The sequence below is a fragment of the Corynebacterium simulans genome, assembly GCF_001586215.1.
In the GTDB taxonomy this organism is placed as follows: Bacteria; Actinomycetota; Actinomycetes; order Mycobacteriales; family Mycobacteriaceae; genus Corynebacterium; species Corynebacterium simulans.
On record NZ_CP014634.1, the window covers coordinates 1,450,171 to 1,467,302 of the forward strand.

18 protein-coding genes, 3 tRNA genes and 1 pseudogene are annotated in these 17,132 nt (G+C 58.0%); 8 read left to right on the plus strand and 14 right to left on the minus strand.

Annotation, left to right across the window (positions count from 1 at the left end; translation table 11 throughout):
- Window positions 1–7 precede the first annotated feature (7 nt).
- Window positions 8–502 carry a GNAT family N-acetyltransferase gene (locus WM42_RS06825; RefSeq protein WP_062036478.1) on the plus strand — a complete coding sequence of 165 codons (495 nt, stop codon included), beginning with the start codon at window positions 8–10 and terminating at the stop codon, window positions 500–502.
- A gap of 168 nt (window positions 503–670) precedes the next feature.
- Here WM42_RS06825 and WM42_RS06830 read toward each other — a convergent pair.
- Window positions 671–743: transfer RNA gene (locus WM42_RS06830), tRNA-Ala, on the minus strand.
- Window positions 744–919: 176 nt separating this feature from the next.
- Between WM42_RS06830 and WM42_RS06835 the strand changes: the two genes are divergently transcribed.
- Window positions 920–1,768 carry a polysaccharide deacetylase family protein gene (locus WM42_RS06835; RefSeq protein ID WP_062036480.1) on the plus strand — a complete coding sequence of 283 codons (849 nt, stop codon included), beginning with the start codon at window positions 920–922 and terminating at the stop codon, window positions 1,766–1,768.
- Window positions 1,768–2,316, plus strand: a complete 549-nt coding sequence (locus tag WM42_RS06840; RefSeq protein ID WP_062036482.1) for a DNA-3-methyladenine glycosylase — start codon at window positions 1,768–1,770, stop codon at window positions 2,314–2,316. The genes WM42_RS06835 and WM42_RS06840 overlap by 1 nt, the downstream gene beginning before the upstream one ends.
- Window positions 2,317–2,322: 6 nt before the next feature.
- On the opposite strand, the gene WM42_RS06845 is transcribed toward WM42_RS06840, so the two are convergent.
- The 8 genes and pseudogenes from WM42_RS06845 to gyrA all read right to left on the minus strand — a co-directional run bounded on the left by WM42_RS06845 (window position 2,323) and on the right by gyrA (window position 7,564).
- Complete coding sequence (locus WM42_RS06845; RefSeq protein WP_061925562.1) at window positions 2,323–2,808, minus strand: MarR family winged helix-turn-helix transcriptional regulator; 486 nt, start codon at window positions 2,806–2,808, stop codon at window positions 2,323–2,325.
- Window positions 2,809–2,850: 42 nt separating this feature from the next.
- Window positions 2,851–3,123, minus strand: a pseudogene (locus tag WM42_RS06850) (succinate--CoA ligase subunit alpha); the annotation flags it as partial.
- 311 nt (window positions 3,124–3,434) lie between these two features.
- The gene (locus WM42_RS06855; RefSeq protein ID WP_061925555.1) at window positions 3,435–3,815 is read right to left on the minus strand and encodes a hypothetical protein; all 381 of its coding nucleotides are present in this window, start codon (window positions 3,813–3,815) and stop codon (window positions 3,435–3,437) included.
- Window positions 3,815–4,024: a hypothetical protein gene (locus WM42_RS06860; RefSeq protein WP_005325312.1), complete on the minus strand. Its 210-nt coding sequence runs from the start codon at window positions 4,022–4,024 to the stop codon at window positions 3,815–3,817. The genes WM42_RS06855 and WM42_RS06860 overlap by 1 nt, the downstream gene beginning before the upstream one ends.
- Before the next feature lie 302 nt (window positions 4,025–4,326).
- Window positions 4,327–4,399: transfer RNA gene (locus tag WM42_RS06865), tRNA-Ala, on the minus strand.
- Between the two features lie 9 nt (window positions 4,400–4,408).
- Window positions 4,409–4,485, minus strand: a tRNA-Ile gene (locus WM42_RS06870).
- Window positions 4,486–4,651: 166 nt separating this feature from the next.
- Entirely contained in the window at window positions 4,652–4,996 is a 345-nt protein-coding gene (locus tag WM42_RS06875) for a DUF3566 domain-containing protein (RefSeq protein WP_062036487.1), read from the minus strand.
- Window positions 4,997–4,999: 3 nt separating this feature from the next.
- A complete protein-coding gene (gyrA, locus tag WM42_RS06880) occupies window positions 5,000–7,564 on the minus strand; it encodes a DNA gyrase subunit A (protein ID WP_062036489.1) in 2,565 nt (854 codons plus the stop codon).
- A gap of 78 nt (window positions 7,565–7,642) precedes the next feature.
- On the opposite strand from gyrA, the gene WM42_RS06885 reads away from it, so the two are divergent.
- From WM42_RS06885 to WM42_RS06905, 5 genes are all read left to right on the plus strand, one after another.
- Window positions 7,643–7,855 (plus strand): hypothetical protein, encoded by a 213-nt coding sequence (locus tag WM42_RS06885; RefSeq protein WP_062036497.1) that lies wholly within the window; start codon window positions 7,643–7,645, stop codon window positions 7,853–7,855.
- Entirely contained in the window at window positions 7,852–8,121 is a 270-nt protein-coding gene (locus WM42_RS06890; protein ID WP_062036499.1) for a hypothetical protein, read from the plus strand. Before WM42_RS06885 ends, WM42_RS06890 begins: the two co-directional genes overlap by 4 nt.
- Before the next feature lie 126 nt (window positions 8,122–8,247).
- Window positions 8,248–8,604 carry a hypothetical protein gene (locus tag WM42_RS06895; protein WP_062036501.1) on the plus strand — a complete coding sequence of 119 codons (357 nt, stop codon included), beginning with the start codon at window positions 8,248–8,250 and terminating at the stop codon, window positions 8,602–8,604.
- Between the two features lie 33 nt (window positions 8,605–8,637).
- Window positions 8,638–9,075 carry a DUF6918 family protein gene (locus WM42_RS06900; RefSeq protein WP_062036503.1) on the plus strand — a complete coding sequence of 146 codons (438 nt, stop codon included), beginning with the start codon at window positions 8,638–8,640 and terminating at the stop codon, window positions 9,073–9,075.
- 32 nt (window positions 9,076–9,107) lie between these two features.
- Entirely contained in the window at window positions 9,108–9,794 is a 687-nt protein-coding gene (locus tag WM42_RS06905; RefSeq protein ID WP_082787646.1) for a nitroreductase, read from the plus strand.
- Window positions 9,795–9,879: 85 nt separating this feature from the next.
- Here WM42_RS06905 and gyrB read toward each other — a convergent pair whose 3' ends face one another.
- The 5 genes from gyrB to dnaA all read right to left on the minus strand — a co-directional run bounded on the left by gyrB (window position 9,880) and on the right by dnaA (window position 17,029).
- Window positions 9,880–11,934: a DNA topoisomerase (ATP-hydrolyzing) subunit B gene (gyrB, locus tag WM42_RS06910; RefSeq protein ID WP_062036505.1), complete on the minus strand. Its 2,055-nt coding sequence runs from the start codon at window positions 11,932–11,934 to the stop codon at window positions 9,880–9,882.
- Between the two features lie 143 nt (window positions 11,935–12,077).
- Window positions 12,078–12,599 (minus strand): DciA family protein, encoded by a 522-nt coding sequence (locus tag WM42_RS06915; protein WP_062036507.1) that lies wholly within the window; start codon window positions 12,597–12,599, stop codon window positions 12,078–12,080.
- Complete coding sequence (recF, locus tag WM42_RS06920; protein WP_062036509.1) at window positions 12,592–13,758, minus strand: DNA replication/repair protein RecF; 1,167 nt, start codon at window positions 13,756–13,758, stop codon at window positions 12,592–12,594. The genes WM42_RS06915 and recF overlap by 8 nt, the downstream gene beginning before the upstream one ends.
- A complete protein-coding gene (gene dnaN, locus WM42_RS06925) occupies window positions 13,758–14,939 on the minus strand; it encodes a DNA polymerase III subunit beta (RefSeq protein WP_082778674.1) in 1,182 nt (393 codons plus the stop codon). Before dnaN ends, recF begins: the two co-directional genes overlap by 1 nt.
- Before the next feature lie 545 nt (window positions 14,940–15,484).
- Window positions 15,485–17,029, minus strand: a complete 1,545-nt coding sequence (dnaA, locus tag WM42_RS06930) for a chromosomal replication initiator protein DnaA (protein ID WP_062036511.1) — start codon at window positions 17,027–17,029, stop codon at window positions 15,485–15,487.
- Window positions 17,030–17,132: the final 103 nt, after the last annotated feature.

The window sequence follows — 17,132 nt, forward strand, 5'->3', positions numbered from 1 at the left end:
GGCCACCATGCCTGATTTCGAACTGCGCCATCTCACCGAAGCAGACCGTACTTACTTGGCACGACTAAACTTCCTCACTGACACTTTCGGCGATGAGCACAAAGAACTCACCCCGCAATTCGAGGCCGACTTTGATTACTATCTGCGCGGCTGGAATCCTTCTCGCGGCGGGTTCATTGCTTGGTCAGGAGCCATTCCGGCCGGTGGAGTCTGGCTGAACTGGGGAACTAAGGATCGCCATGGGTACGGCCACGTCGCCGAAGGAATCCCTGAGTTCGCACTCGCCGTCGAGCCGCGCTTCCGCGGCCAGGGCGTGGGTACACTGCTTCTCGACGCCGCCACCAACCTCGCCCGCGAGAAAGGAGCCCCTGGTGTCTCCCTCTCGGTAGCGATAGCAAACGAACGCGCCCATCGCCTCTACCTGCACTTAGGCTTCGAGCCCGTCGATGAGGCGGAAGGCCACATTGTGTTGGTGAAACGCTTCAAGCCGACGCAAAGCTGATCGCGCTGCTTCCTCCCCTTCTCTCCTTCATTTCTCCTCTCTTCGAGGGTGGTCCCTTTGCTTGGCTCCCTTTGTGGGGGATGCAGAAGCGAGTCTCGGAAGCGGCGGGCCGAGGGCAACGCAGGAACGACGAAACCCGGCACCGAATGGTGCCGGGTTTCTGGGCTGTGGAGCATAGGAGAATCGAACTCCTGACCTTCTGCTTGCAAAGCAGATGCTCTACCAATTGAGCTAATGCCCCAGTGCGTTTAATGCTACCCCAGGGGTATCGCAGAAAGAAAATCGCTGGCCCGGCCGGGAGTCCCATCAGTCGCAGTAGTTAACTCTTTTCACTCTGGTTGCGTGTCACTACGGTTTTTAGAAACGGCGGTGACCATAATCTAGGAACAGAAACACCCTCGTTAGAAAGGCTTTTGCATGCGCCGCCTCGCTGCCGCTACCGCTGCACTCTTACTTACCGCCGCACTTCCAGTCTCAGCCCACGCAGCGCCGGCATCGCCCTTCCCGGTCCCCAACTTGCCGCAGATGCAGCTGCCGAACCTCCAGCAAGAAGCCGAGAAACTCAATAACGACTTCCTAAACTCCTTGCCACCAGAGCTCGGTTCTTCGAAACCTGCGCCGCAAAAGCGCACCCCAAGCCCAGCACCTGCACCGACGCAAAAGTCTGACTGCTCCAACTGCGTCGCCATCACCTACGACGACGGCCCCAGCACCCTAACCAACCAGCTGCTCGACACCTTGCGCGAAAAACACGCACACGCCAGCTTCATGGTGCTCGCCCCTAACGCCACAGCCCACCCAGAGCTGCTGCGCCGCATGCAGGCAGAGGGGCATACCATCGGCAACCACACCAACACGCACCGCGAACTGAACAAGCTCGCCGCCGGCGACATAGACGGGGAAATCAAGGCGGGTGCCGGCGCCATCAAGGCAGCAACCGGCCAGAGCCCTCGTTGGCTACGCCCACCGTACGGCGCCACAAACGGCACTGTCGACGCCGCGGCCAAAGCCAACGGCCAAGCCGAGGCCATGTGGTCCGTGGACACGCTGGACTGGAAGGACCGCAACTCCGAGCACGTATGCAGCGCTGCAGTCAGCGGCGCGCAGCCGGGCGGCATCATCCTCATGCACGATATCCACGCCACCACGGTTAATGCTGCCAGCTGCGTCATCGACGGCCTGCGCGCCAAGGGCCTCGAGCCGGTCAGCCTCGATACCCTTGTCCCCAACCCACAGCCGGGCAAGCAGTACTACTCTCGGGGCTAATGATTGATTTCTCGGCCCCCGCAGATGTCGTTGCGCCCCAACTCTTGGGGGCAACTCTCACCTTCAACGGCGTCAGCATCCGCCTGACGGAAGTCGAGGCCTACCTCGGCGCCAAAGACCCCGCCGCGCACACGTACAACGGCCCAACCCCGCGCAACGCCACGATGTTCGGCCCGCCCGGGCGCCTTTACGTCTATGCCTCCTATGGCATCCACCGCAACGGCAACATCGTGTGCGCCCCGGAGGGCACGGGCCAAGGATGTCTGCTACGCGGAGGCGAGGTCACCGAAGGTACCGAGCTCGCTTTCCGACGCCGCGGCACCACCGACTTCCATAACCTCGCCCGTGGGCCGGGAAACCTCGGAAAAGCACTGGGATTCACGCTGGAAGATAACGGCACGCCAATTCAACTCACCGAGCGTGAGCAAGAGCCGGAGTGGGTCTGCGGGCCGCGAATTGGCATCAGCAAGAATAAACAAGCGCCATTGCGCTTTTGGATTCCTTTCGACAAGACCGTCTCGGCGCGCAGAGGCCTGCCGCCGAGCTAATAAGGCCTAGTAACGCCCGCCGTAGCGTTCATCGCTCTCGATGGCCGCGAGGATGCGATCGTTGATCTGGTTGAGCTGGCGCACCTGCGTGCGAGTGAGGTTGTCCATCACGGAACGACGCGCCTGGGCGGCGTGCCCAGGCGCGGTGGCGACAACCTTGTCCCAGCCGGCGTCGGTAAGCTGCGCCAGCGTGGTGCGGCCATCATTCGGATCTGGACGGCGCGTAACCCAACCTTGCTTCTCCAAGCGCGTGACCACCTGGCTAAGCCGTGAGAGCGAGCCGTTCGCCGTGTACGCAAGGTCGCGCATGCGCATCTCACGGTTCTCCGACTCAGAAAGACGAGACAGAACGGTGTACTCGAAGAAGCTCAAGCCGGCGTCGTCACGCAGCTGGGCATCCAGAATGTTGGTTAAGCGGATGGTGACTCCCATGAGGGATACAAAGGAAGCGAGTTCCTCCTCATCGAGCCACTTCTTATCCTTCTCGGTCATGAAATTAATTCTAGCAATGAAGCTTTATTTGTTAAGCATCTGCTAGGCAGATTTCAGCGCTTCCCGGAGAAGCTGCGCCGCCTGGCTCGGAGTCTTGCCGACCTTCACGCCGGCCTCCTCAAGCGCCGCCATCTTGCCCTCTGCGGTTCCGGATCCTCCAGAGACAATCGCTCCTGCGTGCCCCATGGTTTTGCCCTCCGGCGCGGTAAATCCAGCAATGTAGGCCACCACCGGTTTGGTCACGTGCTCCTTGATGTAGCGTGCGGCATGTTCTTCGGCATCGCCGCCGATCTCGCCGATCATGATGATGGCCTCGTAGAAAGAAACTTAAGTACTACCACCCGCGCAGTTTTTTACCGCCAGCACACGTATCTTGCGCGAGACCACGCTGCAAAAATACGCCCGGACTGGACTTTTCGGACACGAAGCGGCCAAGATTAGACGCCAGATCCTCGACCAGGCCGAGCCGTTTAACGCCGCCCACATCACCAACTGGGGACGACCTTGAAAGCCCACCGTCACGCGCGGCTAACGCACACGAGTCCACCGGCCGATAAAAACGCCCAGTACGCGTGTGTATCATGCGCGTGCTGGGCAACTTTCGCTGTCAGTGTAATGTCCTCCTTTTAGGATGCTGCGAGCTTTTGGGCGCGCTGGTAAGACACGCCGAGGACTGTTCCCATATCTCGTACGGTCATTCCAGCGTTTCTCATTGCAACAGCGAGGTCATGAGTGCTTGCCTGTGCCGCAGCGGCCAGTCGTGCCGCTTCTTCGCGTTCTTTTTCGGCGCGAGCTTTCATTTCCGCAAGGTCCGGTGGAAGAACGACATCAACAATAATGTTGAGTTCGTCTGGGTCTAGACCTGCCTGGTAGGCCAGTGCTTCGCGCATCTCGTCGGCAGCATTAGCCAGCCGCTTAGTTTGGGACACTGCCCCTAGTTCGGCGCATTCGAGCACCCATACTCCGCTGGTTCCGCGTTCTGCGGTTACTGTGTATGTCGTGGTCATTACCTCCACCAGCCTTTCCCTAATTCTTGGGCGTATTGGTCGAAAAACTTCTTGACTGTCACATCGTCAATCTCACGGTGCCTACCTAAGGTTCGGGTTGTGCTGCCTACCCGATAAGCGTCATGGCGCGATAGGGCGATTTCCTCAAATTCAAGACCACGCCGCTTAGCTTCCGCTTTCAATTTCTTGATGACGGCGTTTCGCTTCATAACGGTAGTCTACCGACAGGAGACTAAACAAGTCAACCATGGGTTGACAGCCAAACTTCGCTGTTGCGTTCGCAACGTTGAGGACTCCGCTCACCACGTTAAGGATTCCAACTCCTGAGGTGGCGGGGTCTTTTTTCTTGCGACCGGGCGTTTCCAATGAGTGTCTACCCATTAGTCACCTCGGGCAAAGTAGCAGAAGGGCATGCGGACGAAATTTTGCTACTTAGCCCCGTGTCAGGAACGGTGCACGCCCCGAAGCAACAAAGGAACCCGACACCATTACGGTGCCGGGTTCCGGGCTGTGGAGCATAGGAGAATCGAACTCCTGACCTTCTGCTTGCAAAGCAGATGCTCTACCAATTGAGCTAATGCCCCATTGTTCCGTGGTGGGCCTAGCAAGAATCGAACTTGCGACCTCATCGTTATCAGCGATGCGCTCTAACCGACTGAGCTATAGGCCCCTGTGCGGAACGAGATGTAACTTTACATACCGATCCGGCAAATACACAAATCGCCAGCGCAGCCAAGGTTTTAGCAGGTTGTTTAAAAAGCGAAACCGGCACCGTCTCTTAAGAATTTGAACCTAAAAGACGATGCCGGTTCGATGTGGGCTAGCAGGCTCGGGCTTTAGCCATGACCAGACTGGATACCCAGCTTGAAACCACCGAAGACGTCCACGATGGCGTTATAAAGTACCGCGAGCAGCGGCGCTAGCAGCATGTTGAACACCGCCACGATTGCGCCGAAGAGAGCAGAGATAGACAAGACCACACCGAAGGTCACTTCGAAGGCGCCGCCCACTCCGCCGACTAGGCTGTTGAGGGAATCCCAGATTCCCGCCTGATCGAGGCCGAAGTAAAGCAGGCACACAGCAAGCAGCCATGCGATAAGCCCGACGAGGGACATCGCCAAGCCCACGCGGAAGGCCGAAATCGGTGAGATCCGCGTAAGGGTTACGTCTCGTCTTGCCATGGATTACTCCTCGCTATCTGCTGCGTTCTTGGAATCCGCAACCTTGAGGTGTTCCTGCTGAACGTCCTCAACGGATTTCTCGCCCTTGGCCACAGCCTGAGCGTCTTCCTCACCATCGTCCTCAACGTTGCGGTCGATTGCAAGCAATTCGACGTCGTCGGAGAGGTTGACCAGGCGCACGCCCATGGTGGCGCGGGAGGAAGGACGAATCTGGCCTACCTCGGTGCGGATGACGCCCCCAGCGGAGGTGATAGCGAAGATCTCGTCTTCCTCATCGACGGAGATAGCGCCGATGAGCTTGCCGCGCTTCGGGGTGTACTTGAAGGTCATAACGCCCAAGCCACCGCGGCCCTGTGGCGTGTACTCCTCGATAGCGGTGCGCTTGCCGTAGCCGCCGGAGGTGGCAACCAGCAGGTACTCGCCATCGTGAACCACGGACATGGACAAAAGCTGGTCATCGTCGCGGAAGCGCATGCCCTTCACACCGGCGGTAGCACGGCCCATCGGGCGCAGCTGGTCGTCGTCAGCGGTGAAGCGGATGGCCTGGCCCTGCTCAGAGGTCAGCAGGATGTCATCGCCTTCGTCGACGAGGGACGCGCCGATGAGCGCATCACCCTCGTTGAGGTTGATGGCGATTAGACCGGCAGAACGTGCGGACTCGTAATCGGTGAGGCGGGACTTTTTGACGCGGCCCTGCTTGGTGGCCAAGACGAGGTAAGGAGCGTCCTCGTAGGACTGAATCTGAATGACCTGTGCGATCTTCTCCTCCGGCTGGAACTCCAGCAGGTTAGCCACGTGCTGACCACGTGCGGTACGGCCTGCCTCCGGCAGCTCATAAGCCTTGAGGCGGTAAACACGGCCAAAGTTGGTGAAGAAGAGGATCCAGTCGTGTGTGGAACAGACAAAGAAGTTCTTGACGATGTCGTCCTGCTTGAGTTCCGCACCGCGCACGCCCTTGCCGCCGCGCTTCTGCGCCTTGTAGGCATCAACCTTGGTGCGCTTTGCGTAGCCAGTGGAGGTGATCGTGACGACCACGTTCTCGCGGGCGATAAGATCCTCGTCGGTGACGTCGCCAGAAGCGGCCACGATCTGGGTACGGCGCTCATCGCCGTACTTTTCAACGATCTCAGCGAGCTCGTCGTGGACAATCTGACGCTGGCGTTCCTCGCGGGCGAGGATGTCCTTGAGGTCAGCAATGATCTCTTCGATCTCAGCCAACTCGTCAATGATCTTCTGGCGCTCCAGGGCTGCCAGCTTACGCAGCTGCATCGCGAGGATGGCGTCTGCCTGTACATCATCGACGTCGAGAAGCTCCTTCAACCCTTCTCGCGCTTCGTCGACCGTTGGGGAACGGCGGATAAGCGCGATGACCTCGTCGAGCATATCGAGGGCCTTGACCAAACCACGCAGGATGTGGGCGCGCTTTTCGGCCTCATCCAGGCGGTACTGGGTACGGCGAACGATGACCTCGATCTGGTGCGCAACGTAGTAGCGCAGCATCTGGTCCAGGCGCAGGGTGCGCGGCACGCCATCGACGATGGAGAGCATATTGGCGCCGAAGGAGGTCTGCAGCTGGGAGTGCTTGTAGAGGTTGTTGAGCACGACGCGAGCGACGGCATCGCGCTTCAGGGTGACCACGATGCGCATGCCAACTCGGTCGGAGGACTCGTCCTCAATCTTGGAGATACCGGCGATCTTGCCATTGGCCACGGACTCCGCGATGTTGGAGATCATGTTATCCGGGTTAACCTGGTACGGCAGCTCGGTAATGACGATGGTCTGGCGGGAGCCAGACTCCTCGATGGAGGTCACACCGCGCATACGGATAGAGCCGCGGCCGGTGGTGTAAGCATCCTTGATGCCCTGGTCACCAACGATGAGGCCGGCGGTTGGGAAGTCCGGACCCTTCACGCGTTCCATGCAGGCTGCCAGCGCCTCTTCGTCGGAAGCCTCTGGGTTATCCAGCAGCCAGAAGATAGCCTCAGCCAGCTCGTTGAGGTTGTGCGGCGGGATGTTCGTGGCCATGCCGACGGCGATACCGCCGGAGCCGTTCATCAGCAGGTTCGGAACGCGGGAAGGCAGGATGTCCGGTTCCTGGGTCTTACCGTCGTAGTTCGGGGAGAAATCAACGGTGTTTTCGCGAATGTCACGGACCATCTCCATGGCCAGCGGGGTCATGCGGCACTCGGTGTAACGCATTGCCGCTGGGCCGTCGTTGCCGCGGGAACCGAAGTTACCCTGGCCGTCGACCAGCGGGTAGCGCATGTTCCAGGACTGCGCCAAGCGCACCAACGTGTCATAGATTGCGGAGTCACCGTGCGGGTGGAATTGACCCATGGTGTCCGAGACCGGGCGAGCGGACTTCACGTAGCCGCGCTCGGGGCGGTAGCCGGAGTCGAACATCGCGTACAGGATGCGGCGGTGCACCGGCTTCAGGCCGTCGCGTACCTCTGGCAGAGCACGGCCGACGATGACGGACATGGCGTAGTCGATGTAACTCGACTCCATCTCCTCGTTGATATCAATCGGTTGAATACGATCAAAGAGATCGTCATTTTGGTCACTCATAACGGCAAATTCTACCCTCTGCGCCCCTCTCCCGCCGTCTGCGCCGCGCTAGTGATACCGCGGTGATACCATCGGGCCATGGCTATGACTCTTCGTCTTACAGCGGAACAGGATCATGCGCTGACCCTCCTGGCCTCCGCGCAAGGCACCTCCAAGCACGAGGCGGTGGTGCGTGCAGTTGTGGCGGCTGCGGCGCGCACGCTTTCCGACGCCGCGGTCCAAGACGCCGCACGCCAGCTCCTGCCCGGCCGCGCCGAGCTCGAGGCAGAAATCCGCAGGGCTCGCCCATGACTGCAGAGCAGCTCCTTCTCATCGCGCGCGAATTCTGCGCGCAACACAAAACCACGGTGACTAACTTTGGCGCTTTAGTTGCCGCCGCGAGCGTCTCAAATGCCCAAATTGATGGCATCCCCGTCCACGCAAACCGGCAGCAAGCAGCTCATGCGATGCAGCAGATATTGGTGGCTTATCCAGCCCTTAATAAGCACAACCGCGCCTTCGCAGCACTTAGCGCCCGAGTATTCATGGAGACGGAATCACGTCTTAGCCTGCGCTGACCTATCCTTTGTTGCCCGAGTTATGTAAGTTATAGCTGGTAACACTTAACTATTCCCTCGAATATCCGCGCGGCTTGGCCTTGAGGAATGACTGAAGCGTCAATGCAACGCGTAGGAAAGGAAGACATGTCTCTGAAGAAAGCCATCGCTGCGGGCGTAGTAGCAGTATCCCTAAGCACCGCTGTCACCCCAGCCGCAACCGCCGCCTCCAGCACCCCTGAGACCACCAACACCTGGGAAAACCAGGTCAATCCTAATTTCAAGCAAGGCAAGGAAACTTCCTCTCTCACCGGCTCTTCCCCACTCGATTTGGGCATCATCATCGGCGGTTCCGTCGCTGGCGCCGCGCTTATTTTCAAGCTGGTGACCGATTTCGCTCCGGCACTTCTTACCCAGGGCGTCCCGAACCTCGACCTCGAGCGTCTTGCTCGTGACAATGGCTTAACCCAACTTGCAGATCAGATTGCTGCTCTGAAGGGCTAATTGCCGCATTCGGGTTTCAGTAAGATTACTGCCATGTCTAATCTTTCCCAGCTCCTGGAAGAGCCAACCCGCACCAGCGTTGTCACCGCGCTTGTTTCCTTGGTCGATAACACTGTCTCCGAACAATCCGGCATCACCGGCATGGCCATCAAGGGCGCGGTGGCCGCGGCGAAGAAGGTCGACGCCGACATCGTCTCAAAAGGGATCAACCGCGCCCTGCCGGATCTCCTCGGCGAGATGGAATCCTACTGGCAGGAGTTCGAGACCTCCCCGCAGGAGGATTTCGGCACCTACCTGGCCGGAAACGACAAAGAGGTGGCAGATTCCATCTTGGGTGTGGCTGATCGTAATGCAGACCAGGTAAATAATCCGGCGCTGGTGAAGACCTATAACTCCCTACGCAGCAAGATCGCCAAAATTATTGAGCCCCAGATTCCGGAGCTCGCGCGCATTTTGCAAAAGCATATGTAACCCCATATGTAAGAAGGTGTAGTCTGGCGCGCATGACTTCAAGCAATAACTATTCTGAATTCATCCGCAGCCGCCACTCCGCCCGCGCCTACCTGCCAGAACCAGTTCCGGCAGAGGTTATTAAGCAGGTGCTTATCGACGCCCAGTCTGCACCGTCTAATTCCAATACGCAGCCATGGGACGTGCACGTGGTTAGCGGTGAGAAGCTCCGCGAGCTTTCTGATGCGCTCATCTCCGAGTTCAATGAAAACGGCATCAACCCGGATTTCACCTTGGACTACGGCGAGGGCGTGCACCCTTCCCGTTCCATTGAGCTGGCAAAGAAAATGTACGGCATCCTAGGAATCGCCCGTGAGGATAAGGAGGGCCGCACCGAGTTCGTGCGCGAAAACCTCCGCTTCTTTGGCGCCCCGCACGCAGCACTTCTTTATATCCCACCAATGGGCGATCGCATTCGTGCTGCCTTCGATCAGGGCACTTATGCAGAAAACTTCTTGCTTTCCCTGCGTGCCCACGGTTATTACGGAACCCCTTTGGGCATGATTTCGCTCATGGCGCCGACCACCCGCGAGTTCCTCGGCATTGATGAGGAGCAGAAGATGGTCGTCGCCATCGCCTTCGGTAAGGCGGACGAAGACAGCCCCGTGTTCAACGTAGAGCCGGGCCGCGCCGATCTTTCTGAGACGGTCACCCTGCACGGCATCGATTTGGACATCTAAGGCCAAATTACAGAAAGCGCCCTGCTCTCCCATTCGAGGAAGTGCAGGGCGCAAGTTTTTTCTGGCTCGTGTAAAGCCTTTGGCTTTACACGTCCAGGAAGCGAACGTCCTTCGCGCGGCGGGTAATGAAGGAGCGGCGAGCCGAGACATCGTCACCCATCAGGATGGAGAAGAGCTCGTCGGCGCGCTGTGCGTCTTCCAGATCCACGCGGCGCAGGATACGGGTGGTTGGGTCGAGTGTGGTCTCCCACAGCTCGGATGCGTTCATCTCACCCAGGCCCTTGTAGCGCTGGATGCCATCGTCCTTGTTGATCTTGCGATTAGCTTCGAGGCCTTCTGCCAGCAGCTTGTCGCGCTCGGCGTCGGAGAAGGCATAGCCCGGCTGGCCCTTTGCCCACTTGAGCTTGTACAGCGGCGGATTAGCCAGGTAGACGTGGCCATCCTCAACCAGCTGCGGCATGAAGCGGAAGAGCAGGGTCAACAGCAACGTCGCGATGTGCTGGCCGTCAACGTCAGCGTCGGCCATCAGCACGATCTTGTTGTAGCGCAGCTTGGAGATGTCGAATTCTTCGTGGATACCGGTGCCCAAAGCGGTGATGATCGCCTGGACCTCGGCGTTTTTTAGAACCTTATCCATGCGTGCCTTCTCCACGTTCAGGATCTTGCCGCGCAGCGGCAGGATTGCCTGGAACATGGAGTCACGGCCGGCCTTTGCGGAGCCGCCTGCGGAGTCACCCTCCACGATGTAAAGCTCGGAGATCTTCGGATCTTTAGAACGGCAATCGGCAAGCTTGCCGGGCAGGCCGCCCAAGTCGGTGGCGGACTTACGGCGCACCATCTCGCGGGCCTTACGCGCTGCGACGCGTGCGTGCGCGGAGGAAACGGCCTTGTTGATAATCGCTTTTGCCTCTGCCGGGTTGGCATCGAACCAGTCGTTGACGTGCTCGTTGACGGCGCGCTGGACGAAGCCCTTAATCTCAGAGTTGCCGAGCTTGGTCTTGGTCTGGCCCTCGAACTGTGGGTCACTGACCTTGACGGAAATGACGGCAGAAAGACCCTCACGGCAGTCATCGCCGGAGAGGTTGCCGTCCTTCTCCTTGACCAGCTTGTGCTCCTTGGCGTAGCGGTTCATCAAGGAGGTCAGCGCTGCACGGAAGCCCTCTTCGTGGGTACCACCCTCATGGGTGTTGATGGTGTTGGCGAAGGTGTGGACGGACTCCTTATAGCCCTGGTTCCACTGCAGAGCGACCTCGACTTCGTGATCCTCGCCCTTGACGTCGAAAGCGACGATGGTGGGGTGGATGGCGGTCTTGGTCTTGTTGAGGTGCTTGACGTAGTCAATCAGGCCGTCTGGGTAGTGGTAGACAACCTTCTTCTGCAGTTTCTTTGCCGGCTTGTCCTCGCTCGGGCCGTCTACTTCGGAATCGACGTCGACGTCGTCAAAGGACTCAGCGTCCAGGGCGGTCTCGCCGGATTCGGCGTCGGCAATTGCCTCGAGCTCGAGCTGCTCCTCGGTAACGCGCTCGTCGATAAGCTCGATGGTCAGGCCCTTGTTCAGGAAGGCCATCTCCTGCAAGCGGCGTGCGATGGTCTGGTAGTCATAATCCGTGGTCTCGAAGATCTCTGGATCGGCCCAGAAACGGATCGTAGTACCGGTACCGCGCGCATTGCCGCCTTCCACCAACTCATCTGGGATGGCGTTAGAGAAGTTCTGATACCAGTGCTTGCCGTTGCGCTTGATCTCTGCCTCAACGCGAGTAGACAAAGCATTCACAACGGAGATGCCGACGCCGTGCAGACCACCGGAGACTGCGTAGGAATCGGAGTCGAACTTACCGCCAGCGTGCAGCTGGGTCATGACAACCTGGACGGTTGGTGCGCCGGAGGCGTGCATCTCCACAGGGATGCCGCGGCCATCATCGATGACCTCAACGCCGCCATCGGCGAGCAGCTTGACGACGACCTTGGAGGCATAACCAGCCATGGCCTCATCGACCGAGTTATCCACGACCTCCCAAATCAGGTGATGGAGACCGCGTACGCCGGTGGAACCGATGTACATACCCGGACGCTTACGGACGGCTTCGAGGCCCTCCAGGATGGTAATGGAACTAGCACCATATGCGTGTTCTTCAGCCACGGAAACGTGTACTCCTTTTGGCTATAGCAAAATCTAAGACTTTAGCTATTCTACACGGTGTCCCCCTACTAGAGAGCACTCCACACCAGTGAGAGGGCGGAATTTAGCCCGATTTTTCGATCCAGATTTTTATCCCGAAGCGGTTATCCGTAGGTATCTTGCGAGCCTTGCGGTTTCACCCACTGCCGGCCCTGATAATTGCGGTGTTGCTTAGGGCCTTGAATACGCAGTTCAACGATGACGTCGGGGCCAAGGCGGTCGGCGATCTTGCGCAAGATCTGGCGTTGCAGATAGCGCAGCTCCGTAGCCCACACAGAGGCATCGCAAGAAATATAGACGACCTTATCCTTAATGCGCTCGGGCTTCGTGTGTGCGGCGATGCGCTCGCCCACCAGGTTGGTCCAATTGCCCATGACCCAACCATCAGCCAGCTCGTTTTCCCACCCGCGGCTCACAATCTCCTTGTTCAGCGTGGCACCGAGGCTAGGGATATCCAGGCTGCGGCGCTGCCGCCTACCATCGGGGCCGGTGGGCCTGCCCACGCGGTATTTCTTCGCCGGTGCATCGTGACTGATCTTCATCTTCGGCGCTGGCTTATCCAATTTGGGAGCATTCTTGGAATTTGAACGCACACGCTCAAAGAAATCCTGAATAGGATCAGTCATCTTCGCGCACCTTTGTAATTTCAGAAATTCGCCCCTCTTGAGTATCCCGAACGGAGACTTCGTAGCGAACGATCGGTTCTAGGTTGCCGGGCAGGTCCTCATCCATGGCGGCGGTGATCAGCACTTGCTCAGCTTCCATGGCTAGGTGCACAAGCTTCTCCCGGCGCTTAGCATCGAGTTCGGCGAAAACATCGTCGAGGATCAAAATTGGATCGGTGCCTTCCTCGCGCAAGAGGTTGAACTCGGCAAGGCGCAATGAAATGGCATATGACCAGGTCTCGCCGTGACTTGCAAAGCCTTTTGCCGGCTGCGTTCCGAGGTTGAGCACGAGATCATCGCGGTGCGGGCCCACCAGGGAGATGCCACGCTCGATCTCGCGCTGCCGCTTAGCGGCAAGCTCGGTGAGCATCACGGCTTCCAGTACGTCGCGGTCAGAGACGTCGATCGTAGATTTGTACTCGATGTGGGCTGGCCGCGATTCCGGGGCCAGGCCTGAATAGGCGGATGGGATCAGCTCGCTTAAGGCGTCGACAAGCGCGAGGCGTGCCTGAATCACCTGCGCGCCTAGATGTGCGAGCTGGGCGTCCCAAACATCCAACGTGGCCAAAGCCGAGGCACCATCGGCGTCATCGTAGCCGCGGCGCAGGCTTGACGACGCCGACTTTAAAAGCGCATTGCGCTGCTTTAAGACCTTGTCATAATCCGCCTTTACCCCAGCTAAGCGCGGGGTACGCGAGGCGATGATGTCATCCATGTAGGTGCGCCGCTCAGCCGGCTCACCACGCACGAGCGCGAGATCCTCAGGCGAGAACAACACGCTTTTGACTACACCCAATAACTCGCGCGGGCTTTTCAGCCGCGTGCGATTGATCTGGGCTTGGTTAGCCGCGTGCGGTTTGATGAGCAGATGCGCGGTAAGCTCGCGGCCCTGATTGACGGCAGTGGTGGAGATTCTGGCATTAGCGGCACTTTGACGTACCAACGGCGCGTCGTGGCTAACACGGTGCGAGGACAGGTGGGCCACGTACCCGATCGCCTCGACGATGTTGGTCTTGCCAAAACCGTTGCGTCCGACGAACAAAGTGATCCCCGGGCCGAGCTCAATATGTAGCTCAAGCCACGAGCGAAAATCCCGGACGTCGAGTTCGCGTATGAACATTAACCTGGCAGACGGACCGGCATCAGAAGGTAGGTGAAGTTGGTCTCCGGGGTTGGGAAGACTCCATCCTCATCTGCCATCGGCATCTCCTCTGGCTCCGGAATCATAATTGCTGGGCGGGAAGGCTCAGTGAAGCCGAAGACCACGCGGTCAGTATGGACCACGGCCAGGCCATCCTTGAGGTAGCCCGGGTTAAAGGCGATGGTGAATTCATCGCGGCCGGTAAATGCACAAGGCAAAGTCTCGTCTGCCTTACCGGAATCCGCGCCAGCTGCCAGGGTGACCTGACCTTCAGAAAAGTCCATGCGGATCTGGGCGTTGCGATCAGTCAGCAGGGAAACGCGGCGGATGGCTTCCTGCAGCGGAGCAACCTCGATGCTGGCCATTGCGGTATGCGTCTTTGGCAGCAGCGGAGAGACGTTTGGGAAGTCTGCATCCAGCATGCGGGTGGTGGTCTCGCGGTTATCCGCGTGCAGACCAAACAGGCCCTCTGCGCCAATGTTTTCGCCGGTGCCTACCGCGATCTCCACTGGGATGTTGAGGTGAGTATCAAGGGAGCGGCCGGTGTCTTGCAAGGTTTTCGCAGGAACCAGCAGCTTTGCCTTTACGTCAGGGGATACCGGATCCCACTCGAAAGTGCGCATGGCCAGGCGGAAACGGTCGGTAGCAGTCATTTCGACGTGGGAACCGTTGATTTCCATATGCACGCCGGTCAGCATCGGCAGAGTGTCATCCTTGCCGGCAGCGGATGCGACCTGGCTGATGGCCTCAACGAAAAGCTGTGGGTTGATGGTGCCGGTGACCTCCGGCAGAACCGGCAGCTGCGGGTAATCATCGAGTGGAATGATAGGCAGCTCGAAGCGGGAAGAACCGCAGGTGAGCAGGACCTTGGAATCCTGCTGGGTCATCTCGACTTCCTTGTTCGGAAGGGTGGCAACGATGTCTGCGAGCAGCTTACCGGCGACGGCGATGCGGCCTGGTTCGTCGATCATTGCCGCGATGCGTACGCGAGTAGAAACTTCGTAGTCGAAGCCGGTGAATTCCAAACCATTGTCATCGGCGGTGATAAGCATCGCGCGAAGAACAGGCTGCGTCACCTTGGAAGGCAGACTACGGGCTACCCAAGCAACTGCGTTGGCCAGATCATCTTTGGCAACACGAAATGACACAGATTGGTCCATGGTCTCGATGAGCTCCTTGCTGGGTTCTAGCTGGGTTGATTTTTGTAAGTAACAAAAGCTGTTTCCAACTTACCGCATAGGCGCCGTGCGACAGACTTTTGTAATTTACTCGCGGCCTGGCGCCTCGGGCCGAGGCGAGGGCGAGAATTACACACATCCCCTTTTTACTTAAGGGATCAGGAAAAATAGTTAGTAGTAGTAATAACCGTTGTGAGATCTGTGGATAACGCCCTAAAAGGCAAGGTGACGGGCCCGATCCGCGCTGTGATCGTGGTTGTGGGATCAGTGTGATCAAATTACATAAATTGTGAGTAACCGGAGGGGTGCCGGTTTTATCCACAATCTATCCCCAGGATTGTGGAATTTGATCACAGCATTGATCACAAGCTCCTGATCAGGGCGAATGCTTTGTGAAAAACAAAAATGTGTCGAAGATCTATGAATTACAACAATGAAATTACACAGATGTGAATAACGCTGTGGATAAAAATAACCCGCCACCTAAGTGCAGGTGGCGGGTTATATTTCTAGCTGCAGAAAGCGTTTTAAGAACGGCTGTGGTTCTTGATCCTTTGCGTCAGCGCCTGGATCTCATCGTAGGTATTGCGGTTTTCTGTCATTTCCTTACGGATCTTGCGATCGGCATAAATGACAGTCGTATGATCCTTGCCTCCGAACTGATCACCAATCTTCGGCAAGGAAAGCTCAGTCAGCTCGCGGCAGAGATACATAGCCAACTGGCGGGCATGAGCGACGGCGCGCTTCTTGCCCGCACCACGCAGGGTCTCGACGTCGATGTCGAAGAACTCTGCTGTTACTTCCATGATCGCGGTTGCCGTAATTTCACGTCCCGCTGCATCGGGCGCGAGATCGTGCAATGCGATCTCCGCCATCTCTAAGCTGATCGGTTCGTTAACCAAAGAGGAATAAGCAGAAACGCGAATCAGCGCGCCTTCAAGCTCGCGAATAGAAGACTCGAAGCGCGAAGCGATGAGCTCTAGAACAGATCGATCTACTTCGGTGCCGTCCGCAGCTGCCTTCTTCATCAAGATGGCTATGCGGGTCTCGAGATCTGGCGGCTGAATATCCGTGATCAAACCACCTTCGAAGCGAGTGCGCAGGCGATCCTCCAAGGTGGTCAGCTGCTTCGGCGGACGGTCAGAAGATAAAATGATTTGCTTATTGGCTTGATGCAGTGCATTAAAGGTATGGAAGAACTCCTCCTGAGTCGATTCCTTACCCTCCAAGAACTGAATGTCATCAACCATCAAGATGTCCAGATTGCGATAACGCCGCTTGAAGGACTCCTGGCGGTCATCGCGCAAAGAATTGATGTAGTCGTTAGTAAATTCCTCGGAAGAAACGTACTTCACGCGCAGACCCGGATGCAGAACCTGCGCGTAGTTGCCCGCGGCGTGCAACAGGTGGGTTTTGCCTAGGCCGGAGCCGCCCCAAATAAACAGTGGGTTATAAGCACGCGCTGGATTTTCCGCTACGGCCACCGCCGCGCCGTTGGCAAAGCGGTTGGAGGAACCGATAACGAAGTTTTCAAACGTGTGCTTTGGGTTCAGCGACTCTTCCCTATTGGGATCGTGCGCCGGCTGCTCACGCGGAATGCGGGCATCTGCATTGTGCTGGGGCTGGTATTGCTGCTGTTGCTGGTTGTAATGATCAGCCAGTTCATCCAAGCTCGCCGGGGCATGGCTGGTCTGCCAAGCCTGCTGTGGCGGCTGGTACTGCTGCGGTGACGGCGCCTGCGGTGCTTGAGCCGGGGCGTCGTTAAGCGGTGCTTCTTCTTCCACCGGATTGGCCAGAGTTACAGCAAGCGTGCAAGGCCTGCCCAGGTGCCGGGTAAGGGCACGCGAGATGTGTGAGCCGAGATCGGTTTCGATGACTGCCTTGGCCTTTTCATTGTGTGCTGCCAGTAGTGCGTAGCCATCCATCATCATGATGGGTCGCGCGAGCTGCAGATACAGTCGCTGCGTGTGGTTGAAGTTGGGTACCTCTGAGTTGGGTTTCTCAGATTGGGCGAGCAGATCTTCCACTACTGCTCGCCAGTTGGCGTTAAGTACCGCTTGTTGATCAGTCAACGCGCCTACCTTGTGCGGCCTTCCCAGAAGAAGGCCCTAGTTCGGACGGAGAAAAATTTACAGTGAATTTCACGGACGTATCCACATCGAAAATTGCGGCACG